Below are 21285 nucleotides of genomic sequence, written 5' to 3' on the forward strand. Positions count from 1 at the left end.
TCTTTCCCGATTGCGCGGACGCCTGGCAGCGTTGCGCCGGCGGCGGCAAAATCTGAAGGTTCCAAGCGGCGCCCTAGAGACCCGTCACCCAAGCCCAAGCGGCAGGTGGCCGCGGCGACGTCGCGCTAACGATTGGAGGGAGCCATGGCGCTTCCCGTCGACTATGCGAACGACCCAGAGCTGCAATACCACTACCGGACGTATCGGAGCTTCGTCCGCTGGGCGTTTGTGGCTGCCGCCCATGTGCTGCTGATCCTTGCCTTGCTGGAATGGTATCTTGGTTGACGCTCAGATCGTCGCGTAAAGCGAGTGAGTTGCCGTCGTCGGCATAGTGCGATAGCGAGTACTTCGCACGTCCATGCCGCCTTCTCACACCCATCCATCTGCGAGCGACCCATCCATGAAGCTTGTGCGTTTTGGCCAGCCCGGCGCGGAAAAGCCGGGGCTTGTCGATAAGCAAGGCGCTATCCGCGACCTCTCCGTTCACATTTCCGATTTCACCGGCGCCAACCTGTCGCCTGCCTCGCTCGACCGCCTGCGTGCCATCGAGCCGGAGTCGCTGCCGCTCGCGCCCGCGGGCGTGCGCCTGGGTGCGCCCGTCGCCGGCACGCGCAACTTCGTCGCCATCGGCCTCAACTACGCCGACCACGCCAAGGAGACGGGGCAGGAGATTCCGGCGGAGCCGATCCTCTTCAACAAGGCGCCGACCTGCATCTGCGGGCCCAACGACGACATCATGTACCCGAAGAACTCGGACCGCATGGATTGGGAGGTCGAGATCGCCTTCGTCGTCGGCACGCGCTCCCGCTATGTCGAGGAAAAGGATGCGCTGGCGCACATCGCCGGCTACTGCCTGTGCAACGACGTCTCCGAGCGCCGCTTCCAGGTGAAGCGCGCCGGCCAGTGGGTGAAGGGCAAGTCGGCCGAGACGTTCGGTCCGCTGGGGCCGTTCCTGGTGACGCCGGACGAGATCCCCGACGTGCAGAACCTCGCCATGGCGCTCGACGTCAACGGCGATCGCAAGCAGACGGGCTCGACGTCGACGATGATCTTCTCGATCCCGTTCCTGCTCGCCTACGTCACCCAGTTCATGGTGCTGGAGCCGGGCGACGTGGTGACGACCGGTACGCCGCCGGGCGTCGGCTCGGCGAAGACGCCGCCTGAGTACCTGAAGGCCGGTGACGAGCTCGTCCTGCGCGTCGAGGGTCTCGGGGAGCAGCGCGCCAAGGTCGTCCCCTTCAAGCTTTAGGTTCAGCTGTGCCCGCAGAAGGCCGCGACGGCGCGGCGCGTTTCCCCGTGCCGTCGATCAGAACCTGTAGGAGCTGGCACACCCCCGGCAGGCGCATGAACCAGCCGAGGAAGGCGCACGCCAGGTTCACGTGGTCGAGGCACGACGCGATCGCGTAGACGCCGTGCACCTCGCTGCCGTCGGGATAGCGATAGGTCACGCGCGCGAGCGCTTCCGGATGCTCGGACGCATCCTTGATGTCGAGCCCGACGGGGCGAAGCCGCTCGATCCAGTGCTGCGTATCGCGGCATATCTCGCAATAGCCCGCGAAGTACACTGTCGACGGCTTGCCGATCCAGGGCCGCCAGCGCGGCAACCAGTTGCGCACATGGCTGCGGTAGGTGCGCCACGCCGCGCCGAAGCGCGGCTGCAGGTCGATCGCATGATGCCAACGCACGATACCGAGCGCGTAGACCACCGCGACGCCGGCAGCCGCTGCCAATAGCCAGCTTTGAAAAGCCATCCCCAGCATCAGCAGACTCCCCACGACCGAGATCTGCATCGGGTTGGCGACGTAGGCATACGGCCCGGTGACGACGAGGCGCTTGGGCGGATCGAAGGGGATAGGCGTGCCGCGCCCGCGCTCGGCGAATTCCTGGCTGCCCGCGAGGCCGAGAACCACGGGGATCAGCAGCGCGTTGAAGACGAGTGACAGCTGCCACGCCGGCCACAGCATCGCCTCCCACACGCTGCGGCCGGAATGTTCGAGGATCACCGCCGGCAGCATGACGAACATCAAGATGCCGGTGATGACTGCCTGCGCCGTGGCCCGGCAGCCGACGTGCACATCGCGCGCCGTAAAGCTCGCGATCAGCCATCCCGGCAGGAAGCACGCCGCGAGCACCAGCGCTTCGCCCCACAGCCAATCGTTGCCGAGTTGAACCAGCGGCGTCAGGCGCGGCATGGCGACGACGTCGATCCATAGCGCGGTGAGCAGTGCCAGCAGCACGTACCGGCCGCCGAAGAGCAGGAACAGTGCCGCGCCCCACCACACCGCCCAGCCGAGCAGCACGTCGAACGGCACCCCCAGCAGCAGGCCGCCGGTGGCGTTGAACGTCCACCAGCCCATGTGTAGCGCCACGAGGTTCGCCAGCACGAGCGTGGTCAAGTTCCAGAGGCTGGCAATGAATACGCCCGCGAGCGCGCGCTTGCCGGGCTGCGCCACGAGGATGGCGGCACCGGCGATCAGGAACGGCACGAGCAGCACCGCTGCCCGCTGCTCGCCGACGCTAAGTTCGAGGAGTGGCGGCATGGTCGATCAGCTCCTCGGCGACGAGGCCAACCGCGTACTTCTGCAGTGTGCCGAAGTACCAGTAGGGATCGTACTTGCGGTGAAACGACAGGCGCCAGGTGACGAGCGTGTCGCCATTGGTCGTCGGCGTCAGCTCCACCTCCGAGCGCTTCCAGCCGAGGTAATGCGCGACGTAAGACGTGTCGCTCGCAAGCTCGAACGCGATCTTGCGTTCGTTCGCCTCGACGACCTTGAAGACGGCCGTGCCTTCGATGCGATTCCAGAAGATGTGCTTGTAGGCGACGAACGTCGCGCTCCGCGTATCGCCCACGCCAAGGCCGTCACCCTGCAAGTCGACGGGATAGGGGAAGATGCGCAGGAAGAACGGCTTGTCCTCACCCAGGACCGGCGGCTGGGCCAGCGCCGCCCGCACGGCCTCCACGGGCGCCGAAACGATTTTGCTGACGACGACCTCGTGCTCGCGCGGGAAAGACGTCTCGGGCGTGACGCCCTCCATGGCCATCAGCGCGATGGCAGTCGCTATGATGGCACTTTGCAGATTGCCCTTCTTGGCGCGGCGCTTGCGCCCCCAATCAATTGCCGCGGCGATGATCAGGCCGACGGCAAAGAACAGCGGCGAGGCGAACAGGATGCAGATATAGCCTTCCTGGAAGACGGGCGCGGCGAGGAGCAGCGCAATCGCCATGCCCTTCATGGTCGCGCCGGTCGCCGATTTGTCTGGCGGCGTCAGCGACAGGCCGAGGGCCAGCAGCAGCGGCAGCCCCAGGTAGAGCGCTGCCGACTCGTCCAACCCCTTGCGCCGCAGATATCCGTAGATGAGACCGGCGCAGCCGATCACCAGCACCGCGGAGAACAGCTTCCACTGCCCGGGGCCGATCTTGTAGCCGGTGTCCTTGGGTTTGATTTCGTCTTGTGTCGGGTCTGGCTGCATTGATGGTCGCCCCGCGTCCGCTGCCTAGGCTTGGCGGGAGCGGCGGCGGCGCGCAACAGCAAAGATTCCGACGCCGGGTTCGTGCGCGACTGGAGATACAAAAAGGCGGCGCCGGGATGCAGCCCCAACGCCGCCGTACCGTGCCCTCGTCGTTCCTCAGTAAGCCTGCTGGACCTTGGCCCTATGCTGGTCCTGGCGCATCAGCTTGCGGGTGCGGTCCCAGGCATCGCCGTCGAGGCTGCTCGCCGCCTCGCGGCTCTTGTTCTCGAGATCGGTGAGCGCGCCGACGGAAGCGCTGGGGGCCGGGGCGGCGCCGGCCGTGTAGAGGTCGCGCGAGCGCTTGATGTAGTCGGCGTTCTTCTCGAGCACCTTGCGCGCGCCGGCGATGTCGCCCTTGTCGCGCAACTCCACCGCCTGCTCGCTGTTCTCGGTGGCGATCTGCCGGGTCACCTGGCTCATCACCGGCTTGTTGAGGCCGTCCTCGATGTCCTTGGCGTTGGCGGAGAAGCGCACGCTCGGCTTGGCCTCGGCGCGGGCAGCCTTGCCGCCGTCGTCGAGGTCGACATAGGTGACGGAGATGTCGGCCACGTCGGCGGCACCTTCGCTGCGCCCTTCCGGCGCCTGCAGCTCGACGACGACATAGCGCTCGTTCTGGGCCTGCAACTGGTTGAGCTTCAGCGTGACCTTGCCGCCGTCGATGCTGCCGTCGCGGCCGAGGATGCGCTTCGGCGTAAAGCCGGCCCTGCACTCGATGATGATGGTGATGTCGCGCGCCGAGACGGACAGCGCGTCGCCGAACTCGCGGTCGAAGATCTCGGCGAGATCGCTGGGCCGCTCGACGAACACGTGGTTGCCGTCGGAGGCGGCGGCCAGGCGCTGCATCAGGTCCTCGTTGTATTCCAGCCCGAGGCCGATGGTCGACACGGAGATGCCCTTCGATGCGAGCTTGCGGCCGAGCTCGGCCAGCTCGCCCGGCGTCGACGGGCCGACGTTGGCGAGGCCGTCCGACAGGAGGATGACGCGGTTGACGTTGTTGCCGGAGACGAACTCCTCGATCTGCTTGCCGCCCTCCTTGACGCCGGCATAGAGGCCGGTGGTGCCGTTGGCTTCCAGCTTGTCGATCGCCTCGATGAGTTTCTCGCGCGAGGCGCGCAGCGGCGCGGCTGGGCTGAGCACCTCGACATCGTGATTGTAGGAGATGAGCGCGACCGTATCGTCCGACGACAGGCGCTTCAGCGCGACGCGGGCGCCTTCCTTGGCGGCTTCGATGCGGTCACCCTGCATGGAGCCGGAGCGGTCGATGACGATCGCCGCGTTGATAGGCGGGCGGCGCTCGCGGTTGGAGGCGGCGAGGCTCTTCAGGTTGAGGCGCAGGTAGACGTTCCCCGGCTTGGCCGTCGACAGCACGCTCTGGCCGAGATCGGCTTCGAGCTTCAGCCCGGCGGCGTGGGCAGGGACGTGCAGCGAGAACGGTGCGGCAAGGGCAATAGCGAACGCCGCGTAGCGGATCATCGACATCGCAATATCTCCTCGAACGAAATGTGCGAGGACGCTAGTGCGCGGCCGCGGTGGCGCGATGGCGGAACGGCGTCGGCGCAATGGCTTAAAAAAGAGAACGTCCCGCGTTGCTGGCGAGCAACGCGGGACGTTGGCAACGTGAACTGAACGTAAGCTAGTTGAGCGTCGGGCGGCCGTTGTCGGAGGCGACACGCGTCTCGCTGTGCTGCGCCTGATCGAAGCTTGCCTCCAGACGGCGCCATGCGGTCTCGTTCGAGCGCGCATTGGCCTTGAAGGCGTCGAGCAGCTTGCGCGCCAGGTTATAGAGCGCCTGTTGGTCGTTGGAGAGGCGCCCGTCGCCGGCATCCGGCTCGAGCCGCTCGACGACCTCGTGCACGACCGCCTCGAACGGTCCGTTGGGGAGCAGCATCAGCACGTGCCAGTGCTGGTCGAGCTCCAGATAGGCCTCGTCGAGCAGCTGCCGGTCCCAGGAGGCCTGCGGCTTCAGCCGGTGCTTCAGCAGGGTGTACATCTCGTCGAACGCCAGGCGGGCATCGTCCTCGTGCTTGCGCAGGAAGCCGTCGAGCAGCGCGTTGAGCCGCCGCGTGCGGGTGAAAGCCTCGTTGGCGGCGATCGCAGCCGCATGCGCGCCGCCCGACACCCGCTCCCAGCTCGGCGCGTCGATGTTGAGCGCCGATAAAAGCTGCGTGACGAACCCGGTGCGAATCTCGCTCGTCGTCTCTTCCTCGATCGCCGGCTTGTGCTCGATCGCCTTGGTGCGCTCGGTGAGCGAGCCGCCAAAGTTCTGCCGTTGCGCCGGCGACTGGCCGATGCGCGGACGGCCATAGTCGGCCATCAGCGTGCGCGCACGGATGCGGGCCAGCGTCTTATACAAGTCGCGGTGGATCCAGAATTCGTTGGCGGTCTTGCCGCGCCGCTGGACGCGGCCGAGCGTGGCGCCGGCATTCAGCGTCGAGCGCACGACTCGTTTGTGATCGGGCTCCACCTCGGCGAGGTTGATCTCGGCGGTGAAGCCGCGGTCCTCGTCGATCGGGTGCATATAGTGCAGCACCGTCTCGGCGTTCTGGTTGATGTCGGGCAGCAGAGCCACGCCGACGATCTTCTCCAGCTCGGCGAGGTCGATGTTCGCCTTGTCGGCCTCGAACGAGCGCTTGGCGACGATCGACAGGAACTCGTAGAGCTCGGCCCGCACGAGATAGCGGTTCTGCTGCTCGTCGTAGTCGACCGCGCTGATGGTCGAGCCGGCGTTGAGGACGCCGATCACCTGCCGCTCGGTGTGCGGGTCGAGCATCTCCGGGCGCACCTCGGCCATGAAACCCGACGCATTGGTGATCGGCCGCATGGTGTTGAGCGTGGCGCGGGCGTTGTCGAGCGTGTCCGGCAGCAGCGCGTTCTCGATGATCGCCTCGAGCTGCTGCGAGTTGCGGCCCTTGGACGACGGCACGTCGGCCAGCGGCGAGCGCACGGCGTTAGCGCCGAACAGGCCGGTCATGAAGATCAGCGAGTCGATGCCGATGGCGATGGCGAGTGCCAGGTAGGCCAAGCGGTTGCCGTCCTGGAAGGCGTTCCACGAGACGACGAAGCGGTGCGCCTTGTCGTCACGATTCATCTCGGCGAAGGCGACTTTGCCGCGCAACTCGTCGGTCTGCTGGCTGGGGAGCTGGCTGTCGGACAGGCACTTCACGGCAAAGCCGAACAGCGCGTCGGTGGAGCGCTGGGCGGCAAGCTTGTCGCCGCCGACGCAGTTGGCGTTGAACGCCTTGGTGCCGGCCTGCAGCGTGAACAGCGTCGATGCCGCCTCGCTCGCCTGCTTGGGATCGCAGTCGATGCCCGAAACTTTCGGCTTGGTCACGTCAGCGGCGAACATGGCGCTGTAGAGCTGCGAGCAGCGCTGCTGCACCTCGGCGAGGCGGTCGGCGCTGGGATGCTGGCGGAACTCGGCGCGCGCCGTCTCGAAGGCGGGCAGCACCCGGCCCGGATCGACACGCTGCTCGGCGTCCTGCCCGGCGATGTTCTCCTGCGCCATGCGAATGCGCTCGCCGGCGGTGGCTTCCTCGCCCTTGTACTTGGCGAGCTCGCCGTCGATCGACGCCAGCTCGCGCTTGATCTGCGCGATGCGGGTTTCGGCCGTGTCGAGACGCTTCTTGGCGTCCTTCACGCGGTCGTCCTGGATCTTGACGGCGGCCTGCATCTTGCCGAGGTCGCCCATGATCTGGCGATACACCGGCCCGCGGCCCTCTTTGAGCGTGCCTTCGACGCCCTTGCTCTCGGCCATGGCCTCGACGCGCTTGGCGTCGATCGCCTTGGAGCGCGAGTCGAGCTCCGTCTTGGTTGCCGCGTAGTCGGCGGCGAGCGTCGCGCGGTCGCCCTCGAGGCGTGCCAGCTCGTCGGTGAGCGTTGTCTTCTTGCCGGCGATGCCGGCCTGGCCGCTCTGCGCGGTGGTGATGCGCTCCTGCTGCTCCTTGATGCCGCGATTGCGCGCTTCGATCTGGTCGTTGAAGTACTTCTCGATCTCTCCCGTCGAGCCTTGCGCGGCGGAGGCGAGGCGGTCGAGCTGATCCTCGTAGGTGTGCCAGCCCTCGCTCTGGAACAAGGACGACGTCTGGGTCAGTTGTTGGTCGGCGATGGTCTTGCCGATGTCGGCGATGATGGCCGAGACCTGATTGGTGGCGCGCAGCTCCGACACGCGCTGGCGCTGCTCCTGCGGGAAGACGACGTTGAAGCGGCTGTCGAACGAGAAGAAGACCGACGTTGACATGCAGGCGAGGAACATCACCCACAGCATCGAGTTCTTGGCCATGATGCGCAGGGCCTGGGCATAGGGCGATATCACGTCGGTGCGCGCGAATATCGTGAGCAGGCCGAGGAGGCCGAACAACAGGCCGGCGGCCACGAGGCCCTGGATCACGTAATCGGTATTGATGCCGTAATGGTACTGGTAGACGGCGAAGCCGGCGGCGAGCAGCGCGCCGCCGACGAGCAGCACGACGATGAGCGGGGCGGTGACGCGGGTGATGCCGGCGCGCGGCACGGTACTCATGCCGGTAGCGAAGCTCTCGCCGATCAGCCAGGCGACGATCAGCATCACGCCGTGGATGCCGAAGGTGAACATGAGCGACAGCACCGGCTCGCCGGTGAAGTTCGTCATGCCGTCCCAGGTGGTCCAGCCGCCGGCGAGGGAGAGGACGATGGCAGCGGTGCCGAGCATGGCGAGCTGCCAGTTGCTGAAGAAGACTTCCTCGACCACCCGCCACAACCGCGGGCCGACCTTGAACAGTGCGATGAGGGCGGCAATCACTAGGACGGTGAGGAGAATGCTGCGTGCGTACGCAGCCGGGTTCGCCATCACCGCATCAAAGGCCTGCTTCACGTCCATCTGCATTTCCCGCTAAACCGGCCGGGGCCGGATAATCCGTCGCCGCGTCCAATGCGGCGCAATAGCAACGCACGATGCAAGATGACCACAGCTCCTGTCCACTTCGGGGCAGGATTGCGGCGATCCCATGCACTAGGAGTTGGAATATGGATTCCGAGTGGGCCGGGAAAATCCAGCGCGCGCGCCCCGGCAGAATTGGGGATCAGGCAGTTGGAATGCAAGCACAACCAAATTGCGCGCGTTTGCGCGCGCATTGCACCAACGCTGCAACAGAGTGCATTAGACGGCTTCGAACAACGCCGCGAGACCCATGCCACCGGCGACGCCCATCGTGGCGAGACCGAGTGAGCGGCCTTTGCTCTCGCCGCGCGCCATGCGGGTGAAAAGACGCGTGACGAGCACCGAGCCCGCCGCGCCGAACGGATGGCCGCGGGCGAGCGCGCCACCGTCGGGGTTCACCAGCTCCTCGTCGAGTTCGAGCGCGCGGATGACGGCGATCGCCTGTGCCGCCGAGCTTTCGCTCATCTCGATGTGCCCGATGTCGGAATCCTTGTAACCCTTGAAGCGGGCTTTCAAATTCCGCATCGCCTCGATCGGCGCCGACGCTTCCTCGTCGGGCGCGACGCCGCGCGCCGCATGCGCCACGAGACGCAGACCGCGCGGTTTGCCGAGCGAGCTCCACACGTCGTGGGAGACCACCACCGACACGGCGGCGCCGTCGTGCAGGCTCGAGGTGTTGCCCGGCGTGAGCGTCCCGTCCGGCGCCATATAGGGGGCGAGTTGCGCCAGATCCTTGAAGTCGGGGGCAACGCTGCTCTGGTCGCGCGCTTCCTCGGGGTTGGCGCGCAGGGGAGCGATCTCGCCGACGAAGCGCTTGTGCTCGCGCGCCTGCTCGGCCTTGAGGAGGGACCGCAGGGCGTAGGCGTCCTGCTCGGCCCGGCCGATCCCGAGGCGCGCCGCCAACACCTCGGCGGATTCCACATGTGCGGGGACGTCGCGCTCCTCGCCCGCACCCGGCTCATAGCCGAGGAAGCGCGGAAGCTGCTGCAGGCTGCGAGGCTTGGCGACGCGCCAAGGCGCCATCGAGATCGCCTCGGCACCGCCCGCGACAACAGCGTGCGCATCGCCCAGCTTGATGGCGCGCGCGGCGGCGAGAATGGCATCGAGGCCCGAGCCGCACTGCCGGTCGATACTGGCCGCTGGCGTCGTTTCGGGCAGCCCCGCAGCAAGTGCGATGAGGCGCGCCGGGTTGCCGCCTTGCGTGGCGTTGCCGACGATCAGTTCGTCGATCCGAGCGGGCTCGAGGCCGCTGTCCTGCAACGCAACAGTGACGAGCGGAGCGCACAGCTCCTCGATGCGCCGACTTTTATGCAGGCCGCCGACACGACCGATAGCGGTCCGCCGTGCCGCGACGATGTACGCGGATTGAGAAGGCATAATTGCTGCTTGGGCTCTCGAAAATTGATACGCGAGAGAGCTTGAACCTGGCGCCGACGGGCGGCGCCCGCTCCCGACTTCCATTGTCCGGTGGCCCGTAGCAACCATATGATGGTGGCGGAAAAGGGATGAATTGCAGGTAGGTTTACGATCCCTTTCCGGCAGCGCCTATGCCGCGATCCTGCGGTGGTATACAGTCACGGAAACAGAAACGCCTGGGATGAGACGATGACCGAGGCCACCGCCAAGCAGCAGAACGCGCCGTCGTTGACCCAGTCGGAGCGCAAACTGGCGAAAGCCGTCGATAGAGCCAGCCAGGCGTTTACCGAAAAGAACCTCCGGTTCACCAAACTTCGCCAGGACGTATTCGAAGAGATCGCCGCCACCCACGCTTCGATCGGTGCCTACGACATCCTCGCCAAGCTGGCCGAGAAGGGAACGCGGCTGGCGCCCATCTCGGTCTACCGCGCCATCGACGCCCTGCTCGAAGCCGGCGTCATCCACCGGCTGGAAAGCAAGAACGCCTTCTTCGCCTGCCGGCGCATGGATCATCGCACCGGCCGCCGTCCGATCTTCCTCTCCTGCGAGCGGTGCAACGCCGTGCAGGAGGTGGATTCGGAAGGTATTTTCGACACCATCGATCGCTTGGCGCGCGGGGCGTCGTTCCAGCCGCGGGTGAAGTTCGTCGAGGTGTCCGGACTGTGCCGCGCCTGCCAGTCTAAGAAGGACTGAAGCACTCATGGCGGAGAGCGATGGAGTGGTCCAGGCGGCTCCTAAGCCGTGCGGCCACGGTCCCGGTCATGCCTGTACTCACGCGCACGTGCACGACGGGGAAATCCCGGCGTTCGACCCGGCGGCGCTGATCTCGGCACGCGGCGTCAGCGTGATCCGCAACGGCCGCGACCAGCTCGTCAACGTCAATCTCGACATCCACGAGCGCGAGATCGTTACGCTCATCGGCCCCAACGGCGCCGGCAAGACGACGCTGGTGCGCGTGCTGCTCGGGCTCGAGAAGCCGGATCGCGGCTCGGTGCACCGGCGCCGCGACCTGCGCATCGGCTACGTTCCGCAGCGCTTCGACAGCGACGCCGTCATACCCATGACGGTCGAGCGCTTCCTGACGCTCGGCAGCAATGAAAGCATCGACCGAATTGGAAGCATGCTGAAAAGCGTCGACGCCACGTCGGTGCGCCATCAGCAACTCGGCGAGCTCTCGGGCGGCGAGCTGCAACGCGTGGTCCTCGCCCGCGCCCTCCTGCGCCGTCCCAATCTGCTCGTGCTCGACGAGCCGGTGCAGGGCGTCGACTACAGCGGCGAGGCCGACCTCTATAACCTGATCGCCAAGCTGCGCGACGAGGCGGGCTTCGGCGTCCTGCTCGTGTCGCACGACCTGCATTTCGTCATGGGGCGCTCAGACCGGGTGATCTGCCTCAACCGTCACGTCTGCTGCTCAGGCGTGCCGGAAGCGGTGGCGCAGCATCCGGCGTACGGACGCCTCTTCGGCGCAGAGGCGGCGCGCGCCTTTGCCGTCTATCGGCATCATCACGACCACAGCCACGACCTCGCCGGCCATCCGCATCCGGCGCCGGCGAGCGACGAGCCACCGCGCGGAGACCGCTAGTGTGATGATCGAAAAATTCGCCAGCACAAGCGGCACGGGATCGAGCGAATTTCTCGATCTGAATCACACTAGCAAACCTATGATTCTAGTGTCCCTCTTAATTCCGAAGTTCGCTCGGGACACTAGCCTTGAGTTCTGGCGAACTTCGGAATTGGGACACTAGTGCTCGAGCCGTTCCTCATCCGTGCCCTCGTCGCCAGCCTCGGGCTCGCCGCCGTCGCTGCCCCGCTCGGCTGCTTCGTTGTCTGGCAACGGCTCGCTTACTTCGGCGAGACGGTCGCCCAGGCGGGGCTGATCGGCGTGGCGCTCGGTCTGGCGCTGCAGATGGACGTGACGTGGGGCGTGCTCGTCGTCGCGCTCGCAGTGGCGGCTCTCCTGCTCTGGTTTAGCCGTCAGAAGCTCGTGGCGCTCGATTCCATCCTCGGGCTCCTGCATCACGCCGCACTTGCTGCGGGCGTCATTGCCACCTCGATGATCAAAGGTGCACCGGTCGATCTCACCGGCTTCCTGTTCGGCGACGTGTTCGCCGTGACCAGCACCGACGTCGCCATCATCTTTGTCGGTGGCGCGGCCGTGCTCGCCACGGTTGCGTGGCTGTGGCAGCCGCTGCTGCGGCTGGCCGTGCACGAGGAGCTTGCCGCCGCCGAGGGCGTCGACCGCGAGACGGTGCGTACCGTGTTCATCGTCCTGCTCGCCGTGACCATCGCCGTTGCCATGAAGATCGTCGGCATCCTCCTGGTCATGGCCTTCCTGGTCGTACCGGCGGTGGCCGCCCGCCCCTTGAGCCGGACGCCCGAGCGGATGGTGCTGCTGACCGGGCTGATCGCCATGGGCAGTGTCATCGCCGGACTGTGGCTGTCGGCCGCGGTCGATAGCCCGGGAGGGCCGTCGATCGTCATCGTCATGTCGGTTTTGGCCGGGCTGTCCCTCAGTTGGGCCACCTACGGGCGCCCTGGCGCCTCCGCCAGGTAGGGGATCGAGCGCCGCCCTCTGGCCAAGTTGTGGGCGCTGGATTAGTTAGACGCTTGGTGCCAATGGCGGAAATGGGAGCCATGCAGGCTTCGGCAACCGAACTGATAGCTCCGCGGCGGCAAACGCATTCCGTCCGCGTTGCCGGCGTTGTCGTCGGCGGCGGTGCGCCCGTCGTCGTCCAGTCGATGACCAATACAGACACCGCCGACATCGACTCGACGGTTGCCCAGGTCGCGGCCCTCGCCCGCTCCGGTTCCGAGCTCGTGCGCATCACCGTCGACCGCGACGAGGCGGCAAAAGCCGTCCCCCACATCCGCGATCGGCTCTTGGCGCGCGGCGTCTCCGTGCCGCTGGTCGGCGACTTCCACTACAACGGCCACACGCTGCTGGCGGACAACCCGGGCGCCGCCGAGGCGCTCGACAAGTACCGTATCAATCCCGGCAACGTCGGCTTCAAGGACAAGAAGGACCGGCAGTTCGCCGCCATCGTCGACACCGCGCTGCGCTGGAAGAAGCCGGTGCGCATCGGCGTCAACTGGGGCTCGCTCGACCAGGAGCTGCTGACGCGGCTGATGGACGAGAACGCTCGCGCACCCGAGCCGAAGGACGCGCGCGCCGTGATGCACGAGGCGATCGTGCAATCGGCGCTCATCTCTGCGCAGCGCGCCGAAGAACTCGGCATGACGGCGAACGACATCATCCTCTCGGCCAAAGTCTCCGCCGTGCAGGATCTGGTCAGCGTCTACACAATGCTGGCAGGGCGCAGTGAATATGCGCTGCACGTCGGGCTGACCGAAGCCGGCATGGGCTCGAAAGGCATCGTGGCGTCGACTGCCGGCATCGGTCTGCTGCTGCAATCCGGCATCGGCGACACCATCCGCGTGTCGCTCACGCCGGAGCCGGGTGGCGACCGCGCGCTCGAGGTGATGGTGGCGCAGCAGATCCTGCAGTCGATGGGCCTGCGCTCCTTCATGCCCGTCGTCACCGCCTGCCCCGGCTGCGGGCGGACGACGTCGACCGTGTTCCAGGAGCTCGCCAAGCGCGTGCAGGACATGATCAGCGAGCGCATGCCGGAGTGGCGCCGCCGCTATCCCGGCGTCGAGACGCTGAACTTCGCGGTCATGGGCTGCATCGTGAACGGCCCTGGCGAATCGAAGCAGGCCGACATCGGCATTTCGCTGCCTGGGACCGGCGAGGCACCGGCGGCACCGGTGTTCATCGACGGAAAGAAGATGACAACTCTGCGCGGCCCGAACATTGCCGCTGAATTCCAGAAGATCGTGGAGGACTATATCGAGCGTCGATTCGGCGGGGCGGCGCCGGTCGACAGCCCGCAAGCGAGACAGACGGCCTGAGGCGCGGCCCAGCCCTTTGGGGGAACGACAATGACAATAAGATCAAAAAGCTTCTCCGTTCACGAGGTCGGCAGGATTGCGGCGCTCGGAGTCCTCCTCGCCGTCGCCGGCTGCTCCGGCTCTTCGATCCCCGATACGGATCGCGTGTTCCTGTCCGCGGCCGGAGGCTGGGATCGCAACCGCGACGGCGTCGTCACCTGCGATGAGTGGAAGGCCTACGCGGCGGAGCTGTTCGACGCCGCCGACGCCGACCGCGATGGGACCATCGATCGCACCGAATATTCGAAGATCATCGTGACCGATCGCATGTTCGAAACGGTCGACTTCAAATACTACGACGCCAACGGCGACGGCAAAGTCGCGCGCACCGAGTTCGTCGACAAGCCGAACCGCGCCTTCGCACTGCTCGACAAGTCGAACGAGTGCAAGCTGACGTCGAGCCAGGTTGCCGGCGCGCGCGCCAACACCGAGCAGATCTTCGACACCAAGAAAGCGGAGTCGGGCGATCCGCGCGAGAAGCAGAAGGGCGGCCCCGGCGTCGGCGGCATGTAGCGTCTCTATTTGGCCCGATATGGGGCCAAGGCGCCTATCAATCGCCCCGCTCAGGCCATTGGCGATTCGTATCTTTTTGGCGACACCCCGGACTCGGTCCGGGGAACTCCGGCGCTGTGCCCGACGTTTGGGGCTCAGTCATTCGACGAACGGGGACAATCGCCATGAAGAAGATTTTGCTGGCCGGCATCGCTGCCGGCGCTTGCGCGAGCAACGCGCTGGCGGCCGACCTCGGACCTTACCGTCCGCCGCCGCCCGTCGAGCCGATCTACGAGCCTGTCCGCAGCGGACCCTACAACTGGCAGGGCCTCTATCTCGGCGTGAACGCCGGCTACGGCTGGGGCAACGACAACGGTGCTTCCTACAACGGATTTGGCGGCGGCTCCGGTGCGCTGAATGCCGACGGTTGGTTCGGCGGCGGCCAGATCGGCTACAACGCGCAGTTCAACGCGCTGGTGCTCGGTCTGGAAGCCGACTTGCAGGGCGCCGACATCAGCGACACCACGGCGCTGAGCGGCGGCCTTAGCCAGGTGACTACCGACATCGAGTATTTCTCGACCTTGCGCGGCCGCGTCGGCTTCGCGGCTGGACCGGCGCTTCTCTATGTGACGGGCGGTTGGGCATTCGCCGATCTCAGCCAGAGCCTCACTGCGCCGGGCGCTTCGTTTAGCAGCAGCGACTGGGAGAGCGGCTACACCGTCGGCGGCGGTATCGAGTGGGCGTTCGCGCCGAACTGGTCGTTGAAGTCGGAATACCTCTACGTCGACCTGGGTGAGCAGACGTATTCCAGCCCGGCCGGCACCTACACGACGCAGACGGATTTCCACACGGCGCGCGTCGGCCTCAACTACCGCTTCTAAGCGTCTTTACAGATTTTCGATGGGCGTCGCAGGCAAAGCCTGGCGGCGCCCATTTCGTTTGCGCGGCTGCGTCAGTGGGCGCGGCTGGCGGCAAAGGCCGCGGCCTCGACCAGCGTGCGGGCTTTGTCGCCGAAGCGCTGCAACTCGCCCTCGGCGCGGCGCACGGTTTCGGCAAGTTGAGCGCGCGCTTCCGCAACGCCAATGAGGGAGACGAGCGTCGCCTTGCCCGCGGCGCTGTCCTTGCCGGCGGCCTTGCCCATCGCCGCGGGGTCGCCTTCCGCATCGAGCAGGTCGTCGGCGATCTGGAAGGCGAGGCCGAGCAGATCGCCATAGCACCGCAGCGCCGCGCGTTCATCCGCGGTCGCCTTTGCCAGCACCGCGCCCGCTTCGCACGATGCGGCGATCAACGCGCCGGTCTTCAAGGCTTGCAGCCGGCGGACATGGGCGACCGTCCATTGCTGCGGCTCGCCGCGCTTCTCCGCTTCGAGATCGAGCATCTGGCCGAGCACCATGCCGCGTGCGCCAGCGGCGTGCGCGAGCACCTGAGCAAGCGTGGCGCGCACGTCCGGGTCGGCATGCGTCTCAGGCCGCGCGACGATTTCGAAGGCGAGCGTGAGCAGCGCATCGCCGGCAAGGATCGCCGTCCACTCGTCGAAGGCCTTGTGCACGGTCGGTAGTCCGCGCCGCACATCGTCGTTGTCCATGCACGGCAGGTCGTCGTGGGCCAGCGAATAGCAGTGCACGCACTCGAAGGCGGCAGCCGCGTCGCGCGCCGCGGATGCCTCGACGCCGAAAAGCGCCGCGCTCTCGATGACCAGAAACGGCCGGAAGCGCTTGCCGCCGCCCAAGAGTGCGTGGCGCATGGCGGCGGCGAGCCGGCTGCCTTTATCCGGCCCGCATTCTGCGAGCAATTCGGCGAGGCGCCCCTCGATTGAACCCGCGGCCGCGCCGAGCCTTTGCACGAACGTCATTTCGGACTACCTACTAGCGTCGGGCCAGCCCTACGCCGTCAGGCCGCGGGCAATAAGCGCTGCGGATATAGCACCGGGGCGATGCAAGAACAGTATGGAAAGGTCCGATTCACCTCGGCCGCCCGCCGCCGATCCGGCTGCGGAAAAAGCAGAGCAGCCTAAACGGGCGGCTACGGGCGAACCTGCGTCCGGCGACGAGCCTCTGGCCGTCGACACCGCCGCGCCGCGCGCGGCCGATCCCTTCGTCGAAGCCGAGCCCGAGGCAACCGAGCGCGGGCACTTCGAGACGATCGAGCGCGAGACCACGCAGCCCGTACGCCGCTACTTCGAGCCGCGCAACAGTGCGCCCCCGGTGAAGCGCGCCGGCATCGCCGAGGCGGTGAGCTACACGCCGCCCCACGCCGACGACGAGCGGCCCGCGTACCTCGATGCGCTGTCGGAAGCGATGCGCGCGCACGAAATGCCCGAGCCGATGGAGGACGAGCAGCTCGCGGAGCCGGCGTTCGAGCCGTGGCCCGATCCCTTGTCGACGACGCAGCCGGGAGCGCGTGCGCAACAGCGGGCCGAACCAGTTGCTGCGCCGGAGCCCGAGGCCGCGACCGAGCCGCCGCGCGCGGCCGATCCCGATCCCGCCGCCGAGCCCCCGCAAGATCCGCCGGCGCCTCCTGCTCCGTCGTTCGAGCCGTCGCCGTTTCAAGTGATGCGGCCGCTTCCCGCCCGGGGACCATTGTCGGCGCTGGCGGACGCAGCGCGCGCCAGGCAGGCAGCCGCCCCCGAGGCAAAACAGGAAGCGCCGGCAGAGACGGCCGCTTGCGAGCCGGATGTCGTTGAACCCGTGCCGCCCCAGCGGGAGGTGGCGCCCGAGCCGCCCGTGCAAGAGGCGGCCGCACCACCCGCGCCGCCCTCATCGCCCGAGATCGCTCGCGATGCGCCGCCCGCGCCAGCGGAGCCGCCGCCGATGGCGCCGCCACCACCTGCGCCGCCGAAGTCAATCGCTGCCGCGCCGCCGCCGGTACGGCAGGACTACTCGTCACCGCGTCCGTCGCCGCCGTCGCAGTTCGCGCCACCCTTCACGCGCGCCGAACCGGCAATGCGTCCCACCGAGCCGGCGATGCGTCCCAAAGATCCGGCGCCACGACGGCCGGTACCGCCGCCGCCATCACCAGCGCCGCGTGCACCGACGCTGCAGCACGACGTCGCCGCCGCCTGGGCGCCACCGCAGCGGCGCGAGCCTTCCTTCTATCGCGACGCTCCGCAGCAACCAGCGGCGGAAGCGACGGCGGTGGCCGCACCGGAAAGCCGCGATTGGCGCGACCTCATTCGCCGCGCCGCCAACGTCGCCTTCCTCGTCTTCGTCGGATGGTTCGTCGCCGTCCTTCTGCTCATCGGCGTCTACCGCTTCGTCAATCCGCCGTTCTCGATGCTCATGATGCAGCAGGCGCTCACCGGTACGCCGATCGACAAGCAGTGGGTGCCGATCGAGCGCATCTCGCCCAACCTGTCGCGCGCCGTGATCGTCGCCGAGGACGGCCGCTTCTGCGAGCACTGGGGCATCGACTTCATCGAAATGGCGCATGCGGTCCGCCGCGCCTCCGACGGCTATCCGCGCGGCGCCAGCACCATCACCATGCAGGTGGCGAAGAACCTCTTCCTCGTCCCCACCAAGAGCTACCTGCGCAAGATCGTCGAGGTGCCGCTCACCTTCGCCATCGAGCTCGCCTGGCCGAAGTGGCGCATCCTCGAGATCTACCTGAACATCGTGGAATGGGGTCCGGGGGTCTTCGGCGCCGAGGCGGCCTCCCGCGCCCATTTCGGACGCCCCGCCTCGAGCTTGAGCGCCCGCCAGGCCGCCCAGCTGGCCGTGGTTCTGCCCAACCCGATCGTGCGCGACGCCGGCTCCCCCGGCCCCCGCACCTCCCGCCGGGCCTCCACCATTCAGGCGCGGGCGGCCGGCAACCGGACGGCGTCCTCCTGCGTCGACGGGCGCCGCTAAGGGCCCGCCAAGGGTCTGGCACTCCCCGTGGAATATGCGTATAAGGCGCCCCACCAGCGCCCGGGTGCGGGATTACCCTCCAGGGCGCTTACAGGAAAAGAGCTTCCCACAGCCGGGGTTTTGACGGGCTTGCAAAGGCCCGAGCGCGGTGCATTTAGCCCGCAAGAGCCCTGTCTCAGCACGGAGTTAGGACTATGGCAGTTCCGCGGAAGAAAGTTTCTCGCATGAAGCGAGGCATGCGCCGCTCGCATGACGCGCTCGGCAATCCAACCTACATCGAGGACAAGGACTCCGGCGAGCGCCGCCGTCCGCACCACATCGACCTGAAGACCGGCAAATACCGCGGCCGGCAGATCCTCGAGCCCAAGGCCGACGCCTAAAGCCGATACGGCGGCGCCTCGGCGCCGCCCCGGCTTCACGCCGGTGCCCCTTTGGCCGTTGCAGCGGCAAGGTCCGCATGGCAGAAACGGGGCTGCCAGGGCAGGGCTTGCCCGGCCCAACAGGGGGAATGCGCTATGTCGCTCAGGTCAATTCCGTCCATTGTCCTCGCGTTCATTCTCTACAACGCGATCGTCTTCGTCTCCGGCACCACGGAAGTCCTGAACAACGCGCTGTTCGAGCTGCCGATGCTCAGCGGCGGCACCTGGCGCTTTGAAGTCGGCGACCTGATCATCCTGGTCACGCTATTCCTGCTCTTCGCCGAGCTCATCAAGGCGACGTACACGTCGACCTCGTCGCTCGTCGATCACGGGCTGTCGATGGTCGTATTCGTCGCCTGCCTCGTGGAGTTCCTGCTTGCCCCGCTGGCGGCGACGTCCACGTTCTTCCTCGTCATGGTGGCAACCGCCATCGACGTCGTGGCCGGCTTCACGATCGGCATCCGCGTGGCGCGCCGCGATCTCGCGATCGGCGGCGGCATCGACTGAGCGGACTGCAGCAACCGAAATCAAAAAAGGCGATCGCCCGGAAGCGATCGCCTTTTTTGTTTCTTCGCAGCGAAGCGTAAAGCTTAGTCGCGGTCTTGCGTCAGCTTGTCGATCTTCTGCTGCATATTGGCGAGCTGCGTCTTGAGCTCGCTGATCTCGTTGGTATCGCCGGCCTTGGCTTCAAGCGCCGGGCCCTTGTCGGCGCCGGGCTTCCCATCGGGGCGCTTACCACCCGGCACGCCGGTGAAGGGGCTCCACATCGACAGCGCCTGCTCGAACATCTGCATGTTCTTGCGCGCCTGGTCTTGGTAGACCTCGAAGGCGGCGGCGGGGTTGGAGAACGCGGTCGCGAACTGGGCGCGGATCTTCTCCTGCTCCTTGACGAGGTTCTCCAGGCTGAACTGGAGGTAGCCCGGCACCATGCGGCCGATGCTGTCGTCGTAGAAGCGGATGAGCTGGCGCAGGAACGGCACGGGGAGCAGCGTCTGCCCGCCGACGCGGTTTTCCTGCTCGACAATGATCTGCGTGAGGACCGAATGCGTGAGATCGTCGCCGGTCTTGGCGTCGTAGACGACGAAGTCCCTATCGCCCCGCACCATCGTCGCCAGATCTTCTAGCGTCACGTAGGTGCTGGTCTCGGTGTTATAGAGCCGGCGGTTGGCATACTTCTTTATGACAACCGCTTCTTTTTTGTCGGCAGAAGCGTCGGGTTTGTTCAACATCGCAGGGCCGCCAGGGGAGTTTTTTGCACTGCGGCAGCGTAACACACCCCTCCCCATGGGTGCCAGCCGTTTGTGTTGACCGCTGCAGCCAGATAGCGCATTAGCTGGCAGCAAGCCTAAGCTTCGGTAACACGTGGTTTACAAGCGGCCGGCCGGGCCCCCAGGTCGGGGCGCGCTGCCGTGTGGCCACCCAACAAAACCAATGCGCTCGAGGAGGCGCCACCGCGGATGAGCGACGACAATACCATCGTGATTGCCAGCGCAGCGCGCACGCCGGTCGGCTCGTTCAACGGGTCGTTGTCGAGCCTGCCTGGTCACGAGCTCGGCAAGATCGCCATCAAGGCGGCCATCGAGCGCGCCGGCGTCCAGCCGGGCGAGGTATCCGAGGTTATCCTCGGTCAGGTGCTCACTGGCGGCCAGGGCCAGAATCCGGCCCGCCAGGCATCCATCGCCGCCGGCATCCCCGTCGACAGCCCCGCCTGGGGCATCAATCAGGTGTGCGGCTCGGGCCTCCGCGCCGTGGCGCTCGCCGCCCAGCAGATCCAGTCGGGCGCAGCCAGCATCGTCGTCGCCGGCGGTCAGGAGAGCATGAGCCAGTCGGTGCACGCCGCGCACCTGCGCAACGGCACCAAGATGGGCAGCCTCGACTTCGTCGACACCATGATCAAGGACGGCCTGTGGGACGCCTTCAACGGCTACCACATGGGCACCACGGCGGAGAACGTCGCGCGCCAGTGGCAGATCACGCGCGAGGATCAGGACAAGTTCGCCGTGGCCTCGCAGAACAAGGCCGAGGCCGCCAAGAAGGCCGGCAAGTTCAAGGACGAGATCGTCGCCGTCACCATCAAGGGCAAGAAGGGCGACACCGTCGTCTCCGAGGATGAGTACATCCGCGACGGGGCGACGCTCGATAGCCTCACCAAGCTGCGCCCCGCCTTCGACAAGGCCGGCACCGTCACCGCCGGCAACGCCTCGGGCATCAACGACGGCGCTGCGGCGCTGGTGCTGATGACTGCCGCCGAAGCCAAGAAGCGTGGCATCGAGCCGCTCGCCCGCATCGTCTCGTGGGCGCAGGCGGGCGTCGATCCCTCGATCATGGGCACCGGTCCGATCCCCGCCTCGAAGAAGGCGCTGGAGAAGGCCGGCTGGCAGGCGAAGGACCTCGATCTCGTCGAGGCCAACGAGGCCTTTGCCGCACAGGCCTGCGCCGTGAACAAGGGCGTGGGCTGGGATACCGACAAGGTCAACGTCAACGGCGGCGCCATCGCCATCGGCCATCCGATCGGCGCGTCCGGCGCGCGCGTGCTGACGACGCTGGTCCACGAGATGAAGCGCCGCGGCGCCAAGAAGGGCCTCGCCACGCTATGCATCGGCGGCGGCATGGGCATCGCCATGTGCGTCGAGCGCGACTGAACGAAAAGTAACCACAGGTTCGCCCCGGCCTTGCGAAAGGGCCGGGGGTACCCGCCACACAACCGCATTCAATCAACAAAAGACAATCCGAGGGAGGC

The 21285-nt window shown here is 66.8% G+C and carries 19 protein-coding genes; 12 read left to right on the forward strand and 7 right to left on the reverse strand.

Translation table 11 applies throughout. The features are described from left to right. The first annotated feature begins 144 nt into the window (after positions 1 to 144). Both GIW81_RS13145 and GIW81_RS13150 read left to right on the forward strand, forming a co-directional pair. Positions 145 to 285, forward strand: coding sequence for a hypothetical protein (locus tag GIW81_RS13145; protein ID WP_154739840.1), 141 nt, complete (start codon positions 145 to 147; stop codon positions 283 to 285). 115 nt (positions 286 to 400) lie between these two features. Beyond that, on the forward strand, positions 401 to 1249 hold the full coding sequence (locus GIW81_RS13150; RefSeq protein ID WP_154739841.1) for a fumarylacetoacetate hydrolase family protein: 849 nt from the start codon (positions 401 to 403) through the stop codon (positions 1247 to 1249). Here the strand turns inward: GIW81_RS13150 and GIW81_RS13155 are convergent. The 5 genes from GIW81_RS13155 to GIW81_RS13170 form a co-directional block, all read right to left on the reverse strand. Further along, entirely contained in the window at positions 1239 to 2540 is a 1302-nt protein-coding gene (locus GIW81_RS13155) for a methyltransferase family protein (protein WP_154739842.1), read from the reverse strand. The two genes, GIW81_RS13150 and GIW81_RS13155, sit on opposite strands and share 11 nt — an antisense overlap. Continuing rightward, positions 2518 to 3471: an SRPBCC family protein gene (locus tag GIW81_RS13160; RefSeq protein WP_154739843.1), complete on the reverse strand. Its 954-nt coding sequence runs from the start codon at positions 3469 to 3471 to the stop codon at positions 2518 to 2520. The genes GIW81_RS13155 and GIW81_RS13160 overlap by 23 nt, the downstream gene beginning before the upstream one ends. Positions 3472 to 3627: 156 nt before the next feature. Beyond that, a complete protein-coding gene (locus GIW81_RS13165) occupies positions 3628 to 4989 on the reverse strand; it encodes a vWA domain-containing protein (RefSeq protein ID WP_195930560.1) in 1362 nt (453 codons plus the stop codon). A 154-nt stretch (positions 4990 to 5143) separates the two neighbouring features. After that, on the reverse strand, positions 5144 to 8365 hold the full coding sequence (locus tag GIW81_RS18865; protein ID WP_195930561.1) for a hypothetical protein: 3222 nt from the start codon (positions 8363 to 8365) through the stop codon (positions 5144 to 5146). Positions 8366 to 8644: 279 nt separating this feature from the next. Further along, positions 8645 to 9802 carry a thiolase family protein gene (locus GIW81_RS13170; protein ID WP_195930562.1) on the reverse strand — a complete coding sequence of 386 codons (1158 nt, stop codon included), beginning with the start codon at positions 9800 to 9802 and terminating at the stop codon, positions 8645 to 8647. A 228-nt stretch (positions 9803 to 10030) separates the two neighbouring features. On the opposite strand from GIW81_RS13170, the gene GIW81_RS13175 reads away from it, so the two are divergent. The 6 genes from GIW81_RS13175 to GIW81_RS13200 all read left to right on the forward strand — a co-directional run bounded on the left by GIW81_RS13175 (position 10031) and on the right by GIW81_RS13200 (position 15162). Continuing rightward, positions 10031 to 10534: a transcriptional repressor gene (locus GIW81_RS13175; protein ID WP_154739846.1), complete on the forward strand. Its 504-nt coding sequence runs from the start codon at positions 10031 to 10033 to the stop codon at positions 10532 to 10534. Between the two features lie 7 nt (positions 10535 to 10541). Beyond that, positions 10542 to 11423 carry an ATP-binding cassette domain-containing protein gene (locus GIW81_RS13180; RefSeq protein ID WP_154739847.1) on the forward strand — a complete coding sequence of 294 codons (882 nt, stop codon included), beginning with the start codon at positions 10542 to 10544 and terminating at the stop codon, positions 11421 to 11423. Positions 11424 to 11585: 162 nt separating this feature from the next. After that, positions 11586 to 12395 carry a metal ABC transporter permease gene (locus GIW81_RS13185; RefSeq protein WP_324615030.1) on the forward strand — a complete coding sequence of 270 codons (810 nt, stop codon included), beginning with the start codon at positions 11586 to 11588 and terminating at the stop codon, positions 12393 to 12395. A gap of 80 nt (positions 12396 to 12475) precedes the next feature. Next, on the forward strand, positions 12476 to 13750 hold the full coding sequence (gene ispG / locus GIW81_RS13190; RefSeq protein ID WP_154739849.1) for a flavodoxin-dependent (E)-4-hydroxy-3-methylbut-2-enyl-diphosphate synthase: 1275 nt from the start codon (positions 12476 to 12478) through the stop codon (positions 13748 to 13750). Positions 13751 to 13780: 30 nt separating this feature from the next. Continuing rightward, positions 13781 to 14302, forward strand: coding sequence for an EF-hand domain-containing protein (locus tag GIW81_RS13195; protein ID WP_154739850.1), 522 nt, complete (start codon positions 13781 to 13783; stop codon positions 14300 to 14302). A 164-nt stretch (positions 14303 to 14466) separates the two neighbouring features. Next, complete coding sequence (locus GIW81_RS13200) at positions 14467 to 15162, forward strand: outer membrane protein (protein ID WP_154739851.1); 696 nt, start codon at positions 14467 to 14469, stop codon at positions 15160 to 15162. A 71-nt stretch (positions 15163 to 15233) separates the two neighbouring features. On the opposite strand, the gene GIW81_RS13205 is transcribed toward GIW81_RS13200, so the two are convergent. Then, complete coding sequence (locus GIW81_RS13205) at positions 15234 to 16133, reverse strand: polyprenyl synthetase family protein (protein WP_154739852.1); 900 nt, start codon at positions 16131 to 16133, stop codon at positions 15234 to 15236. Positions 16134 to 16227: 94 nt separating this feature from the next. On the opposite strand from GIW81_RS13205, the gene mtgA reads away from it, so the two are divergent. The 3 genes from mtgA (at position 16228) to GIW81_RS13220 (ending at position 19052) form a co-directional block, all read left to right on the forward strand. Next, positions 16228 to 18126, forward strand: a complete 1899-nt coding sequence (mtgA, locus tag GIW81_RS19110; protein ID WP_229309290.1) for a monofunctional biosynthetic peptidoglycan transglycosylase — start codon at positions 16228 to 16230, stop codon at positions 18124 to 18126. Positions 18127 to 18320: 194 nt separating this feature from the next. Then, entirely contained in the window at positions 18321 to 18506 is a 186-nt protein-coding gene (gene rpmF, locus GIW81_RS13215) for a 50S ribosomal protein L32 (RefSeq protein ID WP_154739853.1), read from the forward strand. Between the two features lie 135 nt (positions 18507 to 18641). Further along, entirely contained in the window at positions 18642 to 19052 is a 411-nt protein-coding gene (locus GIW81_RS13220; protein WP_154739854.1) for a hypothetical protein, read from the forward strand. An 83-nt stretch (positions 19053 to 19135) separates the two neighbouring features. Here the strand turns inward: GIW81_RS13220 and phaR are convergent, their stop codons facing one another. Next, complete coding sequence (phaR, locus tag GIW81_RS13225; RefSeq protein WP_154739855.1) at positions 19136 to 19774, reverse strand: polyhydroxyalkanoate synthesis repressor PhaR; 639 nt, start codon at positions 19772 to 19774, stop codon at positions 19136 to 19138. A gap of 228 nt (positions 19775 to 20002) precedes the next feature. On the opposite strand from phaR, the gene GIW81_RS13230 reads away from it, so the two are divergent. After that, positions 20003 to 21187, forward strand: coding sequence for an acetyl-CoA C-acetyltransferase (locus tag GIW81_RS13230; protein ID WP_154739856.1), 1185 nt, complete (start codon positions 20003 to 20005; stop codon positions 21185 to 21187). Positions 21188 to 21285: the final 98 nt, after the last annotated feature.

The organism is Hyphomicrobium album (genome assembly GCF_009708035.1).
Taxonomy (GTDB): Bacteria; Pseudomonadota; Alphaproteobacteria; order Rhizobiales; family Hyphomicrobiaceae; genus Hyphomicrobium_A; species Hyphomicrobium_A album.

Excerpts from the sequence above, each read along its gene's own strand:
- mtgA (WP_229309290.1), top strand. The coding sequence starts at position 16,228 with ATGGAAAGGTCCGATTCACCTCGGCCGCCCGCCGCCGATCCGGCTGCG.
- GIW81_RS13205 (WP_154739852.1), bottom strand. The coding sequence starts at position 16,133 with ATGACGTTCGTGCAAAGGCTCGGCGCGGCCGCGGGTTCAATCGAGGGG.
- ispG (WP_154739849.1), top strand. The coding sequence starts at position 12,476 with ATGCAGGCTTCGGCAACCGAACTGATAGCTCCGCGGCGGCAAACGCAT.
- GIW81_RS13200 (WP_154739851.1), top strand. The coding sequence starts at position 14,467 with ATGAAGAAGATTTTGCTGGCCGGCATCGCTGCCGGCGCTTGCGCGAGC.
- phaR (WP_154739855.1), bottom strand. The coding sequence starts at position 19,774 with ATGTTGAACAAACCCGACGCTTCTGCCGACAAAAAAGAAGCGGTTGTC.
- GIW81_RS13150 (WP_154739841.1), top strand. The coding sequence starts at position 401 with ATGAAGCTTGTGCGTTTTGGCCAGCCCGGCGCGGAAAAGCCGGGGCTT.
- GIW81_RS13230 (WP_154739856.1), top strand. The coding sequence starts at position 20,003 with ATGAGCGACGACAATACCATCGTGATTGCCAGCGCAGCGCGCACGCCG.
- GIW81_RS13170 (WP_195930562.1), bottom strand. The coding sequence starts at position 9,802 with ATGCCTTCTCAATCCGCGTACATCGTCGCGGCACGGCGGACCGCTATC.
- GIW81_RS13195 (WP_154739850.1), top strand. The coding sequence starts at position 13,781 with ATGACAATAAGATCAAAAAGCTTCTCCGTTCACGAGGTCGGCAGGATT.
- GIW81_RS13220 (WP_154739854.1), top strand. The coding sequence starts at position 18,642 with ATGTCGCTCAGGTCAATTCCGTCCATTGTCCTCGCGTTCATTCTCTAC.
- GIW81_RS13180 (WP_154739847.1), top strand. The coding sequence starts at position 10,542 with ATGGCGGAGAGCGATGGAGTGGTCCAGGCGGCTCCTAAGCCGTGCGGC.
- GIW81_RS13145 (WP_154739840.1), top strand. The coding sequence starts at position 145 with ATGGCGCTTCCCGTCGACTATGCGAACGACCCAGAGCTGCAATACCAC.
- GIW81_RS13165 (WP_195930560.1), bottom strand. The coding sequence starts at position 4,989 with ATGTCGATGATCCGCTACGCGGCGTTCGCTATTGCCCTTGCCGCACCG.
- GIW81_RS13160 (WP_154739843.1), bottom strand. The coding sequence starts at position 3,471 with ATGCAGCCAGACCCGACACAAGACGAAATCAAACCCAAGGACACCGGC.
- rpmF (WP_154739853.1), top strand. The coding sequence starts at position 18,321 with ATGGCAGTTCCGCGGAAGAAAGTTTCTCGCATGAAGCGAGGCATGCGC.
- GIW81_RS18865 (WP_195930561.1), bottom strand. The coding sequence starts at position 8,365 with ATGGACGTGAAGCAGGCCTTTGATGCGGTGATGGCGAACCCGGCTGCG.
- GIW81_RS13155 (WP_154739842.1), bottom strand. The coding sequence starts at position 2,540 with ATGCCGCCACTCCTCGAACTTAGCGTCGGCGAGCAGCGGGCAGCGGTG.
- GIW81_RS13175 (WP_154739846.1), top strand. The coding sequence starts at position 10,031 with ATGACCGAGGCCACCGCCAAGCAGCAGAACGCGCCGTCGTTGACCCAG.